The sequence below is a fragment of the Rufibacter sp. XAAS-G3-1 genome, assembly GCF_013623775.1.
Lineage (GTDB): Bacteria > Bacteroidota > Bacteroidia > Cytophagales > Hymenobacteraceae > Nibribacter.
Window position 1 is genome coordinate 213,826 of record NZ_JABFAM010000003.1, and the last position, 18,171, is coordinate 231,996.

The 18,171-nt window shown below is 51.8% G+C and carries 14 protein-coding genes; 5 read left to right on the plus strand and 9 right to left on the minus strand.

The genetic code is table 11. From position 1 onward, the window contains the following. Positions 1–351: 351 nt before the first annotated feature. The gene (locus HHO50_RS01760) at positions 352–2,874 is read left to right on the plus strand and encodes a TonB-dependent receptor domain-containing protein (RefSeq protein ID WP_181304287.1); all 2,523 of its coding nucleotides are present in this window, start codon (positions 352–354) and stop codon (positions 2,872–2,874) included. Positions 2,875–3,123: 249 nt separating this feature from the next. Here the strand turns inward: HHO50_RS01760 and HHO50_RS01765 are convergent, their stop codons facing one another. The 5 genes from HHO50_RS01765 to HHO50_RS01785 form a co-directional block, all read right to left on the minus strand. Further along, the gene (locus tag HHO50_RS01765) at positions 3,124–3,756 is read right to left on the minus strand and encodes an HD domain-containing protein (protein WP_181304288.1); all 633 of its coding nucleotides are present in this window, start codon (positions 3,754–3,756) and stop codon (positions 3,124–3,126) included. A gap of 204 nt (positions 3,757–3,960) precedes the next feature. Next, a complete protein-coding gene (nadE, locus tag HHO50_RS01770; RefSeq protein WP_181304289.1) occupies positions 3,961–5,817 on the minus strand; it encodes an NAD(+) synthase in 1,857 nt (618 codons plus the stop codon). Positions 5,818–6,243: 426 nt separating this feature from the next. Continuing rightward, entirely contained in the window at positions 6,244–6,996 is a 753-nt protein-coding gene (gene rnc / locus HHO50_RS01775; RefSeq protein ID WP_255478553.1) for a ribonuclease III, read from the minus strand. A 2-nt stretch (positions 6,997–6,998) separates the two neighbouring features. Then, on the minus strand, positions 6,999–8,252 hold the full coding sequence (gene fabF / locus HHO50_RS01780) for a beta-ketoacyl-ACP synthase II (protein ID WP_181304290.1): 1,254 nt from the start codon (positions 8,250–8,252) through the stop codon (positions 6,999–7,001). A gap of 76 nt (positions 8,253–8,328) precedes the next feature. Next, positions 8,329–8,565, minus strand: a complete 237-nt coding sequence (locus tag HHO50_RS01785; protein WP_048919546.1) for an acyl carrier protein — start codon at positions 8,563–8,565, stop codon at positions 8,329–8,331. Between the two features lie 173 nt (positions 8,566–8,738). On the opposite strand from HHO50_RS01785, the gene HHO50_RS01790 reads away from it, so the two are divergent. The 3 genes from HHO50_RS01790 (at position 8,739) to HHO50_RS01800 (ending at position 11,283) form a co-directional block, all read left to right on the plus strand. Continuing rightward, a complete protein-coding gene (locus HHO50_RS01790; protein WP_181304291.1) occupies positions 8,739–9,164 on the plus strand; it encodes an IPExxxVDY family protein in 426 nt (141 codons plus the stop codon). 3 nt (positions 9,165–9,167) lie between these two features. Beyond that, positions 9,168–10,598 (plus strand): pyruvate kinase, encoded by a 1,431-nt coding sequence (gene pyk, locus HHO50_RS01795; protein WP_181304292.1) that lies wholly within the window; start codon positions 9,168–9,170, stop codon positions 10,596–10,598. 484 nt (positions 10,599–11,082) lie between these two features. After that, positions 11,083–11,283, plus strand: a complete 201-nt coding sequence (locus HHO50_RS01800; RefSeq protein ID WP_181304293.1) for a hypothetical protein — start codon at positions 11,083–11,085, stop codon at positions 11,281–11,283. Between the two features lie 16 nt (positions 11,284–11,299). Here the strand turns inward: HHO50_RS01800 and rpsT are convergent, their stop codons facing one another. Beyond that, positions 11,300–11,560 (minus strand): 30S ribosomal protein S20, encoded by a 261-nt coding sequence (gene rpsT, locus HHO50_RS01805; protein WP_123127420.1) that lies wholly within the window; start codon positions 11,558–11,560, stop codon positions 11,300–11,302. Between the two features lie 460 nt (positions 11,561–12,020). Between rpsT and HHO50_RS01810 the strand changes: the two genes are divergently transcribed. Next, complete coding sequence (locus tag HHO50_RS01810) at positions 12,021–12,437, plus strand: BrxA/BrxB family bacilliredoxin (RefSeq protein ID WP_304621520.1); 417 nt, start codon at positions 12,021–12,023, stop codon at positions 12,435–12,437. 144 nt (positions 12,438–12,581) lie between these two features. Here HHO50_RS01810 and HHO50_RS01815 read toward each other — a convergent pair whose 3' ends face one another. The 3 genes from HHO50_RS01815 to recQ form a co-directional block, all read right to left on the minus strand. Continuing rightward, positions 12,582–13,865, minus strand: coding sequence for an acetyl-CoA hydrolase/transferase family protein (locus HHO50_RS01815; protein WP_181304295.1), 1,284 nt, complete (start codon positions 13,863–13,865; stop codon positions 12,582–12,584). A 491-nt stretch (positions 13,866–14,356) separates the two neighbouring features. Next, positions 14,357–15,661: a phosphoribosylamine--glycine ligase gene (purD, locus tag HHO50_RS01820; protein WP_181304296.1), complete on the minus strand. Its 1,305-nt coding sequence runs from the start codon at positions 15,659–15,661 to the stop codon at positions 14,357–14,359. 318 nt (positions 15,662–15,979) lie between these two features. Then, positions 15,980–18,157 carry a DNA helicase RecQ gene (gene recQ, locus HHO50_RS01825; protein WP_181304297.1) on the minus strand — a complete coding sequence of 726 codons (2,178 nt, stop codon included), beginning with the start codon at positions 18,155–18,157 and terminating at the stop codon, positions 15,980–15,982. Between the last annotated feature and the right edge of the window lie 14 nt (positions 18,158–18,171).

An 18,171-nucleotide genomic window follows, 5' to 3' on the forward strand; every position in this document is an offset into this window, starting at 1 on the left:
TGCTCTGTCTTTTAGCCGGTAATCGTTTATTCAATAAATAGAATCTCAGTACGGAGACAGCATTACGTTATGACTATTTGTCGTGCTGGAAGGATCTTGTGGGCGAACTGGAATAGCTTTGATGGAGTGCTATTGCCGTTCGCCACCAAGATCCTTCCAGCACGAAGACAAACCGCGTACTTATCAATATATACAGTGCCTTACCACCCTTCTTTCCGACCCGTCTTTCATCCCTATTTCTCTCCTTTCTAGAACTGCGTAACCGCAGCTCTTTCCAATGCAAAATCTACTATTCGGTTTATTAAAATCTTACATCTCATCATACCTTATTCTTTCTTCAAGAACCTCTTCATGCGTCATTCTTTACTCATTGCTTTGCTGTATTGGGCGGCTGTGTCTAGCCTTCATGCCCAAGTTCCCTCCCCAGCCCCTATTCCGTCTCCAGCTACTGCCTCGGGCGGCGGCGTTCAGCGGGCTACCGGCAAAATCAGCGGCGTGGTTACGGACTCATCCACAAACAAACCCGTGGAATTTGCCACCGTCTCTCTGATTAACACCGCCACCGGCAAGCCCATAGACGGCACCGTCACCGATGAGCGGGGCCGGTTCACTTTGTCCCGGGTGGCCTTCGGGAGCTATTCTGTTTCGGTGAGCTTTATTGGTTATGAAACGTTCAGCCGCTCTGGGGTAAGTGTTTCTGAGAAAGACAACGAAGTGGAATTAGGCAGGATAGTGCTTAGACCCGTGCAGAACAGACTGAAGGAAGTAACGGTGGTAGGTGAGAAACCGCTGGTGGAAGACAAAGTAGACCGCATGGTGTACAACGCTGACCAGGACATCACCAACATTGGCGGCAACGCCTCAGACGTGCTCAAGAAAGTACCTTCCCTTACCGTAGACCTGGACGGAAACGTGCAGTTGCGGGGTTCCTCAAACGTGCGGGTGCTCATCAACAACAAACCGTCCAGCATTATGGCCAACAGCGTGGCCGATGCCCTGCGCCAGATTCCGTCTGACATGATCAAAACCGTGGAGGTCATCACCAGTCCCTCGGCCAAATATGACGCCGAAGGCACCGCCGGGATCATCAACATCATCACCAAAAAGAACACGTTGTACGGCGTGAACGGGAGCGTGAGCACTTCGGTGGGCACGCGTAATTCCAATGGCAACGCCAACGTGAACGTGCGGCGGGGCAAAGTAGGCTTTAACGCCAGCCTGGGTACCCACCAGCAGTACAACAACAAAAACGAAAGTGAGCTGCACCGTGCAACGCGTACGAACCCCGACTCTGAAGGATTCAACACCATGCTTGACCAAATGGGAGAATCAAAGCGGCGCGGAGGGGGCGTATACGGTCAGTTGGGCTTTGATGCAGATCTTGATTCCTCTAACACCATCAACGCGGGCGTGAATATCTACCGCGGCAATTACCGGAACCAAGGTTTCCAGGAGTCGCTGACCAGGTATGATGACGCTCTCCAGCAAATTGAGAACGTAAGCAGAGGGGCCAGCAAGAACGCCTCCGTAGATGTGAACATGGGCTACACCCACATCTTCAAGCCGCAGCAGGAACTGTCTGTGTTGGCACAATGGAACAAAGGAGCCAGCAACAGTTCTACAAACCAAGATATTTACCTAGACCAGGATTACCTACTAGACACTCTGCTGCGCAACACCAACGAAGGCGTGAACCGCGAAATGACGTTCCAGGTAGATTATGTGCACCCGTTCCAGAACAAGACCCAACTAGAGATTGGCACCAAAGGCATTCTGCGGCACGCCGAAAGCGATGCCCTGTACCGCAGAATCAGGTTGTCTACTGAGGCAGAGGAATTACGCCCTAATGAGTTCACCTATGACCAGGATGTGTACTCGGCTTACGCTTCCTACGGCTTTAAATTGCTCAAAAACTACAACGTTAAGTCTGGGGCCCGTTTTGAATACACCAACATTGACGGCAAGTACATACAGCCCTACCAAGACCCGTTCACTGACAACTACTACAACTTCATCCCCAATATCTTAATCTCCAGAACCTTCAAAAGCCAGACGTTTAGAGTGGGGTACACCCAGCGGATTCAACGCCCGCAGATCTGGTACCTGAACCCATACGTGAATATCATTGACGATAAAAACGTGTCATTCGGGAATCCAGAGTTGGAGCCAGAACTGTCACACGCCTATGAGCTGGGGTATAGCAATTACTTCAAGACCAGCTCTATCAACGTGTCTCTGTACTGGAGGCAAACCAACAATGCCATTGAATCTATCCGGAACATTGTGGGGGAAGAAGGAGCCCTACCGGTACTTGATGGCACCTGGCAGCAGCCAGATGTTTCGTATACCACGTACTTCAACATTGGCCGTAACGCCACCTACGGCCTTAGCTTCTCGGGCAACACCAAACCTATGCCCAAGTGGAACATTGGTGGGTCTTTCAACCTGAACTACATCTCGCTCCGGAGTTCTATCCAAAGCAATTCAGCCATGCAGTACAACGTAAGCCTAAACTCTGGATATGAGATCAGGAAAGATCTGGCCGTTCAGTTCTTCGGGAACTACAGTTCGCCCCGCCCCACCGTGCAAGGGAAGTTCTCAGGTTACTATTACTCCAGCTTCAGCATCAGAAAACAGCTATGGGATAAGAAAGGCAGCCTGAGCCTGGGAATTGACAACCCGTTTTCTAAGACCATTAAGTTTACTTCTGACTTAGAGAGCCGTACTTTCGTACAGAACAGCATCAACCAGAATTACAACCGCAGCGTGCGGGTGAGTTTTTCGTACCGTTTCGGGAAAATGGAGATGAACCAGCAACCACGCCGCAGCAAATCCATCCGCAACGATGACGCCAAAGCCGGCGAAGCCAACTAGGTACTTCCTCTTCTTTCAGAACCAGAAGAAGCCCCTCAAACAGGGGCTTCTTTTTTGGTATTAGAGCATGTTTAAATTTCATCTTTGCGCTGCAAATGACCATAAAAAGAACCTGCGTTCGCCTTTCCCTCGCCCCGTAGCGCTGCTACGCGGCTCAAAAAACGCTTCCGCAGAACCTTTCTCTGATCATTTTCGCCGGCAAACCTCAAATTTGAACTAGCTCTTAGTGAAGAAAAGCAGGGTTCCTATTTATGAGTCAATCACGTCGTCTTTCTGCGCTTTATTGCGCCGCTCTTCCTCCAACCTGAACAAGGCATTCTGCACTTCATAGCAGGCCAACAGGTACAGCCGGAACGGCTCCGCCGATTTCAGGACTTCCAGTAAGCCCACCATCTCCGGTATATACACCTTCGCGAAGCTGATATCCTGGGCAATGATGTCGCGGGTGTTGTCAAGGATATCGGCGAGTTTAATGGTTTGGGCGCGGCCCGAGATCTGTCCCTGGCGTTCCACCTCCAGCTGCTTGCGGCGTTTGCGGTTGTGGCCAGGGGCATGTTCCTTGGTGAATTGGTCGGTGAGATCCAGCACCATCTGCAGCACCTCGGTGGGTTTCACAATAGTACCCGCACAGACCTCTTCCAGAAAGGCCTGCATTTCCGTTTCAGTTACCGGCGTGTCTTCCAGTACATCATGCAGCAGCGCCGCCATGACCATGCCCGTGGTACCGCCGTACTCCATGACGGTCTGCGCCACCCGTTCCACGTGCCGCACGTACGGCTCATGGTTGTATTTGCGGCGCTGCTCCCCGTGCGCGGCTACGGCGAACTGCCACACCCGGCGTTCCAAGTCATTGAAATACGGTGGGCACTCTAGTTCTTCCATAATTGCTTTCTACGGAAACGCAACACCTTGGGTCTCCAGCGGTTGATGAACGTTTATAGCCTATTTTACCTAAAACAGGGCAAAAGCTTCCTGCAAAGGAAAGACGCAAGCTTTGCGTCTCTACGGTAGCGCGTTTCTGGCCTATTATTCAGAAAACAGCCCAGAAACGCGGCCAGAACCTCACATCTCCCAATTTCCACATCCTCACCGCAGCCCATCCAGTTCCTGACGGAAACCACCGCTGAGGATGGGGAACCGGAGCCAGCTGCGCGGATCCACGTTGTAGTCGTCCAGGTGGAAGGCCGGGGCGTAGCGTTCGCGTTTCCATTGGTTGCGGCTCCAGAGCGAGTAGAAGCGTTGCAGGAATTGGCGCAATTGTTCATCTGGGTAAGTGCCTTTCAGCCTTTCAAATACCTGCTGCGGCGAAAGGCGCTCATAGAAGGCGAGGCGTTCAATCTGGTTCAGGAGCGGGTACGGCATGAGGTCTTCCTCATCGGTCTGGGTATTTTCCAGGGGCCGAAGCTCGGCCGAGGGCTGCAGGTTGTTCACGTACTGCAATCCTTCGTAGCCTAACTCCAACTGGGCCCATACCAGCCACTGCCGTATAAACGATTTGTCTACGCCCGCAATGGGCGAAATGCTGCCAGCCGTGTCGCCGTCCATGGTGGCGTAGCCCACCGAGGCCTCTGACCGGTTGGAGGTGGCCAGCAAAAGGGAATTCCTGAGGTTGGCCAGCATCCAGATACCGGGGGCCCGCACGCGCGCCTGAATGTTCTGCAACGTGATGTCATCGTGCTCCCAGGTCAGCCCGCGGCCGATGGCGTGTTCAATCTTGCCTTGGTAGCTTTTCACCTCCTCGTCAATAGTCCAGTTGTAGAAAACGGCCCCAATGGATTTGGCTAGTTCCTGGGCGGAACGGTAGGTGTCATCTGAGGAGTTTTTGGTGCCCTGGTAGGCGGTCACCAGCAATTTGCCAACCAGGGCGTTTTGGAGCTCGTTTCCAGAAAGTAGGCTGTATTCAGTGCGTTCGCTGGGGGTAAGGCAGTTGGTTTTACGGGCGAACTCCTCCAGCCCAATCTCGGTCACCGCCCGGCGCACCATTTCGGCCACGGCCACGGCACACAAAGAAGAATCGGCCCCGCCGCTCAGCGACAACACAAACCCGCGGCTGCGGCTTTTGCGCAGGTAATCAAACAGGGCCAGCGAAATAGCCGCAATAAACTCCAGGTTTTCATCTACGGGCAACAGATCCATTATTACGGGCGGCAACGGCGTTTCAAAAGAGACATCGGCACACTCAAAGTCCACGCTCTTAAAGGAAAGGAGCTGGTTTCTAAGCACCACGTTGCCGTTCTGCGCAATGAGGATTTCGCCGTCATAGATCATTTTCCCGGCCTCGTTGCCCAGCAGGTTCACGTACAAATAGGTGCATTCAAACTCCCTGGACGCATCTACCACCAGCCGGTAACGCACATCGGTCTTGCTCATGGCAAAGTGGCTGGCGCTGGGGTTGATGATGAGCTGCACACCCTTTTCTTTATGCCGATAGGCCGGACGGTTGGCGTTGCGCCACGCGTCTTCGCAGATCTCAAACGCGAATTTCACGCCCTGGTGCTCATAGATGATATCCCCTATCTGGTACGTCTGGCCATAGGCGTCAAATTCCTCTATGGTATTAGGCACCCAGGAACTGAACCAGCGCGGCTCATAGTGTACGCCGTCATTGGCCAGAAACTGTTTGGCGGTAAAACCCAGAATCTCTTTGTCTCTGATGACGCAGGCGCAGTTATAGGTGGTGTTGTTCAATCTAATGGGAAGGCCCACGCACACGATCACGCCGTCGCACCAGTCCTTGATCTCCAGCAGCCGCTCAAAGCATTCCACGCTCACCCATTCGCTCAGAAACAGGTCTTCGCAGCCGTACCCGGGAATACTCATCTCGGGCAGGCAGAGAAGGTCTACGTTCTGTTCTTTGGCCTGTTCAATGGCGGTTTTGATGTTGCGGAGATTGTTGTCCCAATCCAGGGGCGTTTGGTTGAGGGCGGCGCCGGCAAGTTTCATAGTTTGGTTCTGTTTTGGCTTTTCTAACGCAAAAATATGCCTGCAAGTTAGAAATACGGGTTTCTGGCAGATATAAGACGTACGGCTGCCAAGCCATACAAAACTAAGAACCTTGTCTTCAGAACCAAGAATTGAGGAGAAAAGCCATCCTATTCTCTCTTGAAACGGCACGAAAATGTAGGGGCAATCCCTTGTGGTTGCCCTTCACGTTAGATGGTGCATGTTTTCTGCAAGTGTAGGACAGGTCGCGACCTGTCCGTACATTCTCGGGTAAATAGCAGGTAGAATGGAAAAGGCAATCACAAGAAAGGGCAACCACAAGGGATTGCCCCTACCATGAACACGTAAATTCATGGAATGACCCAAACAGGCTTTGCCGTTTTAGGGCTATTTTTGGAAAAGGGGCCTAAAACGGAGAAGGGGGAATTAAGGGAGGTTGATACCCGTGGCTTTGAGTACTTCCATGCTTTTCTCGGCGGCGGCCTGTTCGGCTTTCTTCTTGGAGAGGCCGCTGCCGCTGGCAATGATGTCATTGTCTACCACTACGGCGGCGGTAAACTCAGTGGTGCTGCCGCTCTGTTTCTGGCCTACAATCTCAAACCTGATGCTGCGGTTCTGGCCCTGGGCCCACTCTATGAGTTTGCTTTTGAAATTGCTGGTGGTGGTGGTGAGTTGGTGCAGGTCAAAGTGCGGCTTCACCAATTTCTTCAGGATGAAGCTTTTGGTGTCTTCGTAGCCTTTGTCCAGGTACACAGCGCCTACTAAAGCTTCTAAGGCGTTGCCGTTGATGAACTTGTGCCGCGTTACCCCAGAGATGTTGTCTACTTTGATAAGCGAATGTAGCCCAACTTTTACGGCCAGGCTGTTCAAAGACTCCCGGTTCACCATGCGCGACCGGATCTCGGTTAAGAAGCCTTCGTCTTTGTAAGGGTATTTCCTGAAAAGGTATTCGGCAATGACTGCGCCCAGAATGGCATCGCCCAAAAACTCCAGGCGCTCATTGGTTTCCTGGCTTCCGTTCAGGTTTTGGCGCACAAATGAGGTGTGCGTGAACGCCAACTGGTACAAGTGCAGGTTATCTGGTGCCATGCCCGTGATGTGGGTGATGGCATTCACAAAAGCCTTGTCCTTGTAGAAGAATTTATGGATTGCGCGAAAGACCGGTCTGATCGGGCTCAATGCTATTCAGTGAATTTCTTGAAAATCACAGAGGTGTTGTGTCCGCCAAATCCGAAGGTATTGCTCAAGGCAATGTTCACTTCGCGCTTCTGAGCTTTGTTGAACGTGAAATTCAGCTTGGAATTAAACTGCTCATCGTCGGTGATATGGTTGATAGTAGGGGGCACAATACCAGTTTGGATAGCCAGGATAGAAGCGACCGCCTCAATGGCCCCGGCCGCCCCTAACAGGTGGCCGGTCATGGATTTGGTAGAACTGATGTTGAGGTTGTACGCATGGTCGCCGAACACGTGCTCAATGGCTTTGGCCTCCCCTACGTCGCCAAGCGGCGTGGAAGTACCGTGCACGTTGATATAGTCTACCTGCTCTGGCGTGATACCGGCATCGCGCAAGGCGTTTTTCATCACGTTGCGGGCGCCTAATCCTTCTGGGTGCGGCGCGGTAATGTGGTACGCATCGGCAGACATTCCGCCACCAATCAGCTCGGCGTAGATTTTAGCACCGCGGGCTTTCGCGTGGTCGTACTCTTCCAGCACAATGGCGGCGGCTCCTTCGCCCAACACAAACCCATCGCGGTCTTTGTCAAACGGACGGGAAGCGGTCTCGGGAGAATCGTTGCGCTCAGAAAGGGCTTTCAGGGCGTTGAACCCTCCAACTCCGGCTTCGGTTACGGCTGCCTCAGAACCACCGCTCAACACAATATCTGCCATTCCCAACCTAATGTAGTTGAAAGAGTCAATCAATGCGTTGGTAGCTGAAGCACAGGCAGATACAGTCACAAAGTTAGGACCTCTAAAGCCGTATTTGATGGAGATATGACCGGCGCTGATGTCGGCGATCATTTTAGGGATGAAGAAAGGATTGAAGCGTGGGGTTCCGTCGCCGTTGGCGAAGTTCACGCATTCTTCCTGGAACGTGCGCAAGCCGCCAATACCAGACCCCCAGATTACCCCAATGCGGTCTTTGTCTAAAGACTCATCTTCCAAATTGGCATCCTTAACGGCTTGGTCGGCGACAATGACAGCAAATTGCGAAAAGAGGTCCATCTTGCGGGCCTCTTTTCGCTCAAAATACTGCTCAGGATCATACCCCTTTACTTCGCAGGCGAACTGGGTCTTAAATTTTGAGGCATCAAAGCGAGTGATAGGCGCGGCCCCACTTACTCCGTTCACAAGGCCATCCCAATATTCAGAAACTGACTTCCCCAGTGGGGTAAGCGCACCAAGGCCTGTTACTACAACTCTCTTAAGCTCCATACGCTGCTAGTAGAGGAAAAGAACCTATATTGATTAGGTAAAATTGGATCGATAGAAGAAAAAAGGGAGGAGGAGATTACTTTGCGTGCTCTTCCAGGTAGCTGATCGCTTGGCCCACCGTTGCAATATTCTCAGCTTGGTCGTCTGGAATAGACACATTGAATTCTTTCTCAAATTCCATGATCAATTCTACGGTATCAAGAGAGTCGGCACCCAGGTCGTTTGTAAAGCTAGCCTCAGGCGTTACCTCAGATTCTTCAACGCCTAATTTGTCAATAATGATAGCTCTTACTTTTTCTGCGATTTCTGACATTTTTTTAGAAGTTTTTTAAAACACAGTGCAAAGAAATGGATTTGGAAACACAATGTCAAACAAAATGCATGCATTTGTTTTATTCTGGTACTTTTCTAAAAGTTAACTTGAGTTTCCAAATCCCTTCTTTAAATTGCCAGCCCAACTTTACATTCACCAGAGTACCGCAACCCATGAAATCTTTCCGTCTAGACGTAGAACACGATTTTGATTTCGAGCTTTATGGAGTGGTATCATCCAGCAAGGAATACACACTTGCCTGGGCGCTTAACAAGTACTTCGGCATCAGGCTGGTGAAACAGGCTGACCTGTGTATTGATTTCCTGAACAAGGGACGGTTGATCATCTCCAACTACCTGCACCGGGCCGAGCATGGCTCTCTCCGTTTGTTTCGCAATCGTTCTGTAGGCACCAGCACCCTTTCCTCTCCTTTTCTGGTCCCTGATATTAAAGAGTACGATTATGTCATACAGGTGTCTGGGGTCCTGAGCCAATGGCAGCAGGAAATCCTTCAGACCCTACACGCCGTACCGCTAGTGCAGTACGTGCGTTCCTTTGACCCACATTGTTTACGTTATAAAGAAAACCTGCTTTTTTAGCGCATGGCTATCCATTTCAACAACACCAAGATTATTGCCACCGTTGGCCCCGCCAGCAACACCCCTGAGCGCCTGCGCGCGCTTATTCAGGAAGGAGTAGATGTTTTTCGCTTAAACTTCTCACACGGCACGCACCCAGAACATTTAAAGGTGATTGAGCACGTACGCGCCATCAATGCCGCAGAAGGTTTTAATATATGCCTCTTACAAGATTTGCAGGGCCCCAAAATACGGATCAATGATGTGCAAGACGGCGCCATTGAGATTGTGGAAGGCCAGCAACTGACGTTTGTCTGTGACAAGTCTATGGGTACGCCGCAGCGGTTGTCCCACAGCTACACCCGTTTGGCCCAGGATGTACGCCCCGGCGATGCCATCTTGATTGACGACGGTAAACTGGAAGTGCGCGTCATCAGTACAGATGGAGTGAATGAGGTATTAACTGAGGTAGTCTATGGCGGTGTGGTAAAACCCCGCAAAGGCATGAACCTGCCAGACACCGTGGTTACCGCTCCTTCTTTAACCGAGAAAGACATCCAGGACTTGCACTTCGGCTTGGACAACAACGTGGAATGGGTCGCGCTTTCCTTTGTTCGCAAAGTGGAAGACATCCATGAAATCAAACAAATAATTGCGGAACGCGGAAAAGACACCAAAGTAGTAGCCAAGATTGAAAAACCAGAGGCTATCCGCAACATTGACTCCATTATTGAAGCGACAGATGCGATCATGGTGGCCCGCGGCGATCTTGGGGTGGAAGTAGGGATGGAAGGCGTTCCCATGCTCCAGAAGATGATTGTGGAGAAATGCAACGCCTTAGGCAAACCCGTGATTGTGGCTACCCAAATGATGGAAAGCATGATCACCAACCCCCGCCCTACGCGTGCCGAGACCAATGACGTAGCCAACGCGGTAGTGGACGGCGCCGACACGCTGATGCTGAGTGCTGAGACGGCCGCCGGAGCTTACCCTATTGAAACCATCCGCAGCATGGTGCGCACCATTCAATCCGTTGAGACACAGGCTGCGGTTTACCACCGCAACTTCGTATTCAACCGGGAGGCCCCTACCTTTTACAATGACACCGTGGTGGCGAGCGCCGTTAACCTGGCCCGCGACACTGATGCCAAGGCACTTATCTGCCTTACCAAGTCGGGTTACACAGCTATCCAGTTAGCCAAGCATCGCCCTAAAGCCAATATCTTTGTCTTCACCGATAACCGGGTGCTTTTGAATACCCTTAACCTGGTTTGGGGCATCAGGGGTTACTACTATGACCGGTTCGTATCCACAGATGAGACCATCGCCGATTTAAAGGAAATTCTGGTAAAAGAAGGTCATTTAGAGACCGGCGACATCTTCATCAATATTGGTTCCATGCCTGTAATGGAGAAGAAACGCGCCAACATGATTAAGTTAAGCGTAGTACACTAAGCCATACCACGTTTAACCCTAGAACTCCACAAAGCAAACGGGCCAGTCTTCCACTAAGGAGGGCTGGCCCGTTTGCTTTATAGGCTTATTTGAATGATTATGCGCTCTTGCAGGAGACAGCAGCCTGTGAAACCCACCCCTACCCCTCTGAGGAGGGGAATATGACTCTGCAGGGGAAAAGAATGCGTGGTTTGCAGGAGAAAGGAACCCGTAGAGACAAGGCAGTGCCTGGTCTCTACGGGTTCCCACCACGGCTTCTGCTACTTTCCCCAGTTCCAGTCTTCCCCGAGCGCGCCTCGCTTTTGGCCCTAGATAGGCATCTACTAAGGTAGACAAACAGTTCAGGCCGAAAGGGCAGTGCGAGAGGGGAAGACGGGGCCTCGCGGCCGTGAGCGCATACCGCCAGAGATGAAACAATACTTTGCACCCACGTATTAAACAGAAAAGCCAAGGGAACAGCAAAAGGCGTGCACCCACCAATCCCATGCAAAAACAGACAAGCCAAAGAAACAGCAAAAGGCGTGCACCCACCAACCTCACGAAAGAAGAAGCCAAGTCCAGGCCCAAGCACAGAAATAAACCAATAGGGATTGTAGAAGTACTTTTAGAAAGCAGCCACAAAACCCACTACAACACAAAAAGCCTTGCTGACAGCAAGGCTTCTAATGATTACCCGAGAAGGTAAATACTACCTGAAGGAATTAGGCAGCAGCTAATGTATTAACAAATTTAGCCAATTTCGATTTGTTGTTGGCCGCTTTGTTTTTGTGAATCACGTTCTTCTTGGCCAACTTGTCCAGCATACCAGATACCGTCTTGAACAGCTCTTGCGCCTCGGCTTTGTCGGTTGTGTTTCTTAAACGCTTTACAAAGGTACGGGTGGTTTTCGCCTGATAGCGATTCAGCAAGCGTTTCGCGTTGTTAGATCTGATTCTCTTTAATGCTGACTTATGGTTAGCCATGGTTGTGAATATAGATAAATGCTTTTGACTCTGATTCTAAATGAGTTTGCAAAACTACAAGCTTGTCTGATAAATTGCAAGAAACTAGCTTAAAAATAATCAGGTTTCTACGTCCTCTCTCCTATTCCTTAAGCGAAGTCCATGTAGAGGAGCACGGTTCTGTGTTGTTCTGCCCTGCAAAGGTAACACTTCTCTCTCTTTCCTTCTATTTTTCAGGGAAAAGTTTTCCCACAACAGTTCTTCGTTTCATGCGTCCCTGCTGTAAATGGAGGTAGCCGCTGCTCCAATCCTCTACTCCCCTCAACAAAGGAATACCCTCCATGCCGTTGACAAAGAGTTTCTGATAAGAGAATTAGTATGCTTTTGGAAACCAGAAAGGTACCTGCGGTGTTTTACCATTGATTTCGTAATTTTACCTCAGAAACAGAATTCACCCTTTAATTCATCCATCACCATGGCAATGTATCCTGAATATATGGTCGCCCCTATCCGGGAAGACCTTACCTCTGCTGGCTTTGAGCAGTTAATGACCTCTGAAGAAGTAGAAGCCGTTTTAAACCAGAAAGAAGGCACCGTGTTGGTAGCCGTAAACTCTGTGTGCGGCTGTGCCGCCGCCAAAGCCCGTCCAGCCCTGAAAATGGCCGTGGCCAGCACTGAGCAAAAACCTTCTAAACTGGTAACGGTGTTTGCCGGCATGGAGACCGAAGCTGTAGCCAAAGTACGTGAGTTCATGCTGCCCTACCCGCCGTCTTCGCCTTCCATCGCATTGTTCAAAGACGGTGAGTTGGTACACGTGATTGAGCGCCACCACATTGAAGGCAACGACTTAACCCGCATTGTAGACAACCTGCAAGGCGCGTTTGAAGAGTACTGCTAATCTGCGGAAACCTTCCACCATTAACAGGAGCGCCTGACTTTCTCAAGTCAGGCGCTCCTGTTTTAAGGCTGTTTTACTGAAAACAAGCTGTAAACGCAAAAACCTGTGAGGTTTTCAAAACCTCACAGGTTTAGCAGCCCGCCATTACAAGACCTTAAACCGCTCAAAGGCCAAGCGCTCCAGTTCTGCCTGGTGCGTGGGGTGCGCGATGCGAATGAGTTCTGTGGCGCGCTGCCGGAGGTTCTTGCCGTACAGATCAGCGATGCCAAACTCCGTGACAATGTACCGCACGTGGGCCCGGGTGGTAGTGACGCTGGCCCCAGGTTTGAGCATGTGCACAATCTTGGACTCGCCTTTGTTGGTGATGGACGGGAGCGCGATGATCGGCTTGCCGCCTTCTGAGAGGGCCGCCCCGCGCATGAAGTCCATCTGGCCACCCACGCCCGAGAACTGGTACGTTCCAATACTGTCGGCGCAGACCTGGCCGGTGAGGTCTACCTCAATGGCACTGTTGATGGCCGTGGTCTTGGGGTTCTGCCGGATAATGGCCGTATCATTGGTAAACACCGTCTCCTTCATCACCACGGCCGGGTTGTCGTGCAGGAAATCGAAGACCTTCTGCGAGCCGTTCACAAAGCAGGACACAATCTTGTGCTTCAGGACTTTCTTTTTGGCCCCGGTAATCACGCCCTTTTCCACCAGCGGAATAATGCCGTCTGAGAACATCTCGGTGTGGATGCCCAGGTCTCTATGGTTGCCCAGCTGGGCCAGCACCGCGTCTGGAATACCGCCAATGCCCATCTGCAACGTAGCGCCGTCTTCCACCAGCGACGCCACCAGTTGCCCAATCTGCGTCTCCACCTCGCCGGCGGGTTTGTTCTTGTGCGCCGGCAGCGGCTCGTTTACCTGCACCTTGGCGTGGAACTTGCTAATGTGCACCACCCCGTCGCCGTGCGAGCGCGGCACCTGCGGGTTCACCTCGGCAATCAGGATCTTGGCCGTCTCCACCGCCGACAAAGCCACATCTACCGAAGCGCCCAGGCTACAGAAGCCGTGCGCGTCGGGCGGCGACACCTGCACCAGGGCCACATCCAACGGCAGAATGTTACGGCGAAACAACAAAGAAATCTCACTCAGGAAGATAGGAATGTAATCGGCGGTGCCTTCGTTGAGGGCCTGCCGGATGTTACCGCCCACAAAACAGGCGTTGGTTTTAAAGCTGCCTATGTGCTCTGGATGGGTGTAGGGTGCCTCGCCCTCGGTGTGCATGTGGATGAACTCTACCTCACGGAGCTCCGGGCCCCGGGCAGATACGGCATTTACCAGCCGCAGCGGCGTCATGGCGGCTCCGTGCACAAACACACGGTCTCCGGATTTAATCAGTTTAACGGCTTCTTCGGCAGTGGTGTAGTCAGGCTGTAAGGACATGGGGCGTTTATGTTTGATGAGGTATCTTTTACGAGATTCTGCCGCAAAGTTCGCGTTCACAGACGCCCACTAAAATGACAAAGGCCAGCGCGCAGGTTGGCCTTTGTCATTTTTACCCTGTTTTCAGGGAAACAGGGCATAAACGGAAATAAGGAACTGCATAGAAACAACTGCCTCTTCTCTTTGTCCATACCGCTTGCTTTAAAAGACCCGCGAGCGTCTGCGCCGATCACCTCTACGCCAATCTGGAGATTGGCTGCCCGGAAGTGCGTAGAGCGCTCGCGCTAACTCTACGCACAACTAAAAAGAAGTTCGTGGTTTCCGGCGAGTCTGGAGACTCGCTTCACCCTTTGTCACGAGACTGGAGTCTCGCGCCAGTACTTACTACCGTACTTTCTCAACCTGTAAGGTCTTGGAGACTTCAGAGGCCTTTGCGTTTTGGGCCCGTTTTCCGCAAAACAGCCGCAAAACGCACTTCGGTTGCAGGAGACCTAAATACGCTCCGTGAAATACGGTTTCAGGTCAAAGCCAATGTCTCTTCGGAAGTTGCGTCCCTCCCACGTGATCTGGGCGGCGGCGGCGTTGGCCTTCTCCAGGGCTTCCTCCATGTCCTGCCCCAAACCGGTTACGGCAATAACTCTGCCGCCATCAGTGACAATTTGCCCAGACGGGGTTTGTTTGGTACCGGCGTGGAAACAAAGGGTGTTTTCTGGGAAAGCACTCTCCAGCCCCCGGATCTCTTTGCCTTTCTCGTACTCTTCGGGGTAACCGCCTGACACCAGGAAAATAGTAGTGGCCGACCGGGGATCAATCTCCAGTTGGAACTGCCCTAACTCGTGGTCATGCAGCGCCCTGAAAAGCTCAAACAGGTCTGAGTTGATGCGGGGCAGAATGGCCTCGGTCTCGGGGTCACCCAGGCGCACGTTGTATTCAATCACGTACGGCTCGCCGTTGGTGTTCATCAGCCCGATGAACAGGAAACCGGTGTACGGAATCTGTTCCTGCTGCAAACCCCGCAAGGTGGGCTCTATCACGCGGGTGCGCACCTTGTCCATGAAGGCTGCATCGGCAAACGGGACGGGGGAGACCGCGCCCATGCCGCCGGTGTTCAGCCCGGCATCCCCCTCGCCAATACGCTTATAGTCCTTGGCCTCGGGCAGGAGCACGTACTCCTGGCCATCGGTAAGGATAAAGGCTGAAAGCTCAATGCCTTGCAGGAACTCCTCAATGACCACTTTGCTGCCCGCCTTCCCAAATTTGTTTTGCTGGAGCATGCCGGCCAGTTCGGCACTCGCTTCTTCGTAATTCTGGGCAATGACCACCCCTTTGCCGGCAGCCAGGCCATCGGCTTTGAGCACCACGGGGTACGGGTGGTTCTGCAAATAGGTTAACGCCTGCTCAAAGTTCTCTGCCGTGAAGGTCTGATAACGGGCCGTTGGAATGCCGTACTTGCGCATGAACTGTTTGGAGAAATCTTTGCTGCCTTCCAGCTGGGCACCGGCTTTGCGCGGGCCAACCACCAGAATATGCTTCAAAAACTCCTTCTCCGCGAAATAATCAGCAATGCCTTCTACCAGCGCTGCCTCTTGGCCTACCACCAACATCATGATGTTGAAATCGGTGGCAAACTTGGCCAGTTCCTCAAAATCAGTGATGGAGATGTCTACGTTGGTGGCAATCTGCGCGGTGCCCGCGTTCCCTGGGGCTACAAAGATTCTGTCACAGTAAGGGCTTTGGCTAATTTTCCAGGCCAGGGCGTGCTCACGGCCCCCCGCTCCTATTATCAGTACGTTCATACTAGCATGGTTTTAACTTAAGCGGGGCTTAAGAGCATGTTTAAATTCGAGTTTCGCGCTGCAAACAACCATAAAAAGAACCTGCGTTTGCCTTTTTCTCGCCCCGTAGCGCTGCTACGCGGCTCAAAAAACGCTTCCGCAGAACCTTTCTCTGGCCGTTTTCGCCTGCGAAACTCAAATTTAAACAAGCTCTCAGCAGGATACAATGTTGGTGCCGCCGTTTTAGGGCTACTTTTCAAGAAAACACCTCTAAAATGGTGCCACATAAAGGAAACAGAAAAGCAGGTGAGGTCACCTGCTTTTCTGTTCTGCCCAAAATTAGTTCGCGTATTTAGAGAGGAACTTGATCCGCATCAGGCGGAGGTCGTCCTCGGTATAATCATCGGTGCCCAGTTCTTTGATGGCTTCGGCCATGTTATCAGTGGTGGCGTGCAGGAAATAATCAATCACCTCCTGCTGACGGTCTTCGTCCAGAACCCCGTTGATATAATAGTCCAGGTTGAGTTTGGTGCCGGAATAGCAGATGTGCTCAATCTCCTCAATCAGCTCAGACATGGTAATTCCCTTGGAGCTGGCGATCTCCTCCAGATCCATTTTCTTGTCTATCTGCTGAATCACGTAGATTTTGAGCTTTGACTTGTTCACGGTGGTTTTCACAACCACGTCGGCGGCGGTGACAATGTCGTTCTCTTCCACGTATTTGGCGATCAGCTCCAGGAACGGCTTCCCGAACTTCTGCACTTTGCCCATGCCCACCCCGGCAATGTGCGCCAGGTCTTCTTTGGTGGTGGGGTACGTGGTGGCCATCTCTTTGATGGACGGGTCTTGGAACAACACGTACGGCGGCAGGTTCATGTCTTTGGCCAGTTTCTTGCGCAGCGCCTTGAGCATGTCAAAAAGAACGGCGTCATGCCCGGCCGCGGCCTGGGTTTCCTCTTTCTCTTCTTCCTGCTGCACCTCCTCGTCAAAGTTGTGGTCTTTGGCAAATTTGATGGGGTGCGGGCTCTGCAGGAACTTCTCGCCTTTCTCGGTGATCTTGAGCGTACCTATGTTTTCAATGTCTTTTTCCAGGTAGTCAAACAAAAGGGCCTGCCGGATGATGGAATTCCAAAAAGGGGGCTCCTGTTCTTTGCCCACGCCAAACACCTCCAACTGGTCATGGCTGTAGCTTTCCACGTATTGGTCTTTCAAGCCAATGAGCACGTGCACCAGGTGGTCAATGGCGAACCGTTGGTTTGTTTGCACCGCCGCTTTCAGGGCATACGTCAGCTCCTGCTCGGCTTCAAACTTCTCTTTAGGGTGCACGCAGTTATCACAGAAACCGCAGTCTTTGTCATAGTGCTCGCCAAAGTAGTGCAGCAACTGGCGGCGGCGGCATACGGCAGAATCGGCGTAAGAGGCCATTTCCTGCAAGAGCAGTTTGGAGTTGTCGCGCTCCGTCACGGGCTTGTCTTTGCTGAATTTCTCCAGCTTTACAATGTCATCATAGCTGTAGAACATGAGGCAGTTGCCTTCCAGCCCGTCACGGCCGCCGCGGCCGGTTTCCTGGTAGTAGCCTTCAATGGACTTAGGTGTGTCATAGTGAATCACAAAACGGACATCGGGCTTGTCAATCCCCATCCCGAAAGCAATGGTGGCTACAATCACATCCACGTCCTCGTTCAGGAACGCGTCTTGGTTGGCCATGCGCACGTGCGAGTCAAGCCCGGCGTGGTACGGCAACGCTTTAATGTCGTTTACCTGTAGCAACTCGGCAATCTCCTCTACCTTCTTGCGGCTGAGGCAGTAGATAATGCCGCTTTTGCCTTTGTGCTTTTTGATGTACTGGATGAGCTGCTTTTTGGTATTGTGTTTAGGCCGCACCTCATAGTACAGATTTGTACGATTGAAAGAGGACTTGAACACTGAGGCGTCATCCATCTGCAGGTTCTTCTGGATGTCCAGCTGCACCTTGGGCGTGGCCGTGGCCGTGAGCGCGATGATGGGCAGATTGCCAATATTGTCAATAATACCCCTGATTTTGCGGTACTCCGGCCTGAAATCATGCCCCCACTCAGAAATACAGTGGGCTTCGTCAATGGCCACGAACGCGATTTTGGCCTGTTTCAGGAAATCAAGGGTGTCTTCCTTGGTCAAGGACTCCGGGGCCACGTACAGCAGTTTCACCTCGCCGCTCACCGTTTCCCTTTTCACCTTGTTCATCTCGGCTTTGGAGAGCGTGGAGTTCAGGAACTGGGCGTTCACCCCGAAAGCGTTCAACTGATCTACCTGGTTTTTCATCAGCGCGATGAGAGGCGAGATCACGATTGCCGTTCCCTCCATGGCCAAAGCCGGGAGCTGATAGCATAGTGATTTTCCGGCACCCGTTGGCATGATCACAAAGGTGTTCTTGCCAGACATGATGTTTTCAATAATCGCCTCCTGGTTGCCCCTGAATTGACTATAGCCGAAAACTTCCTTTAATTTGTTCTTTAATGATTCTTGTTTTACTAACATGTAATATGCTTGTT

Bases quoted from the DNA above. Each gene is read 5' to 3' on its own strand.
- HHO50_RS01760 (WP_181304287.1), top strand. From the start codon at position 352: ATGCGTCATTCTTTACTCATTGCTTTGCTGTATTGGGCGGCTGTGTCT.
- HHO50_RS01765 (WP_181304288.1), bottom strand. From the start codon at position 3,756: ATGGAAGAACTAGAGTGCCCACCGTATTTCAATGACTTGGAACGCCGG.
- nadE (WP_181304289.1), bottom strand. From the start codon at position 5,817: ATGAAACTTGCCGGCGCCGCCCTCAACCAAACGCCCCTGGATTGGGAC.
- fabF (WP_181304290.1), bottom strand. From the start codon at position 8,252: ATGGAGCTTAAGAGAGTTGTAGTAACAGGCCTTGGTGCGCTTACCCCA.
- HHO50_RS01785 (WP_048919546.1), bottom strand. From the start codon at position 8,565: ATGTCAGAAATCGCAGAAAAAGTAAGAGCTATCATTATTGACAAATTA.
- HHO50_RS01790 (WP_181304291.1), top strand. From the start codon at position 8,739: ATGAAATCTTTCCGTCTAGACGTAGAACACGATTTTGATTTCGAGCTT.
- pyk (WP_181304292.1), top strand. From the start codon at position 9,168: ATGGCTATCCATTTCAACAACACCAAGATTATTGCCACCGTTGGCCCC.
- HHO50_RS01800 (WP_181304293.1), top strand. From the start codon at position 11,083: ATGCAAAAACAGACAAGCCAAAGAAACAGCAAAAGGCGTGCACCCACC.
- rpsT (WP_123127420.1), bottom strand. From the start codon at position 11,560: ATGGCTAACCATAAGTCAGCATTAAAGAGAATCAGATCTAACAACGCG.
- HHO50_RS01810 (WP_304621520.1), top strand. From the start codon at position 12,021: ATGTATCCTGAATATATGGTCGCCCCTATCCGGGAAGACCTTACCTCT.
- HHO50_RS01815 (WP_181304295.1), bottom strand. From the start codon at position 13,865: ATGTCCTTACAGCCTGACTACACCACTGCCGAAGAAGCCGTTAAACTG.
- purD (WP_181304296.1), bottom strand. From the start codon at position 15,661: ATGAACGTACTGATAATAGGAGCGGGGGGCCGTGAGCACGCCCTGGCC.
- recQ (WP_181304297.1), bottom strand. From the start codon at position 18,157: ATGTTAGTAAAACAAGAATCATTAAAGAACAAATTAAAGGAAGTTTTC.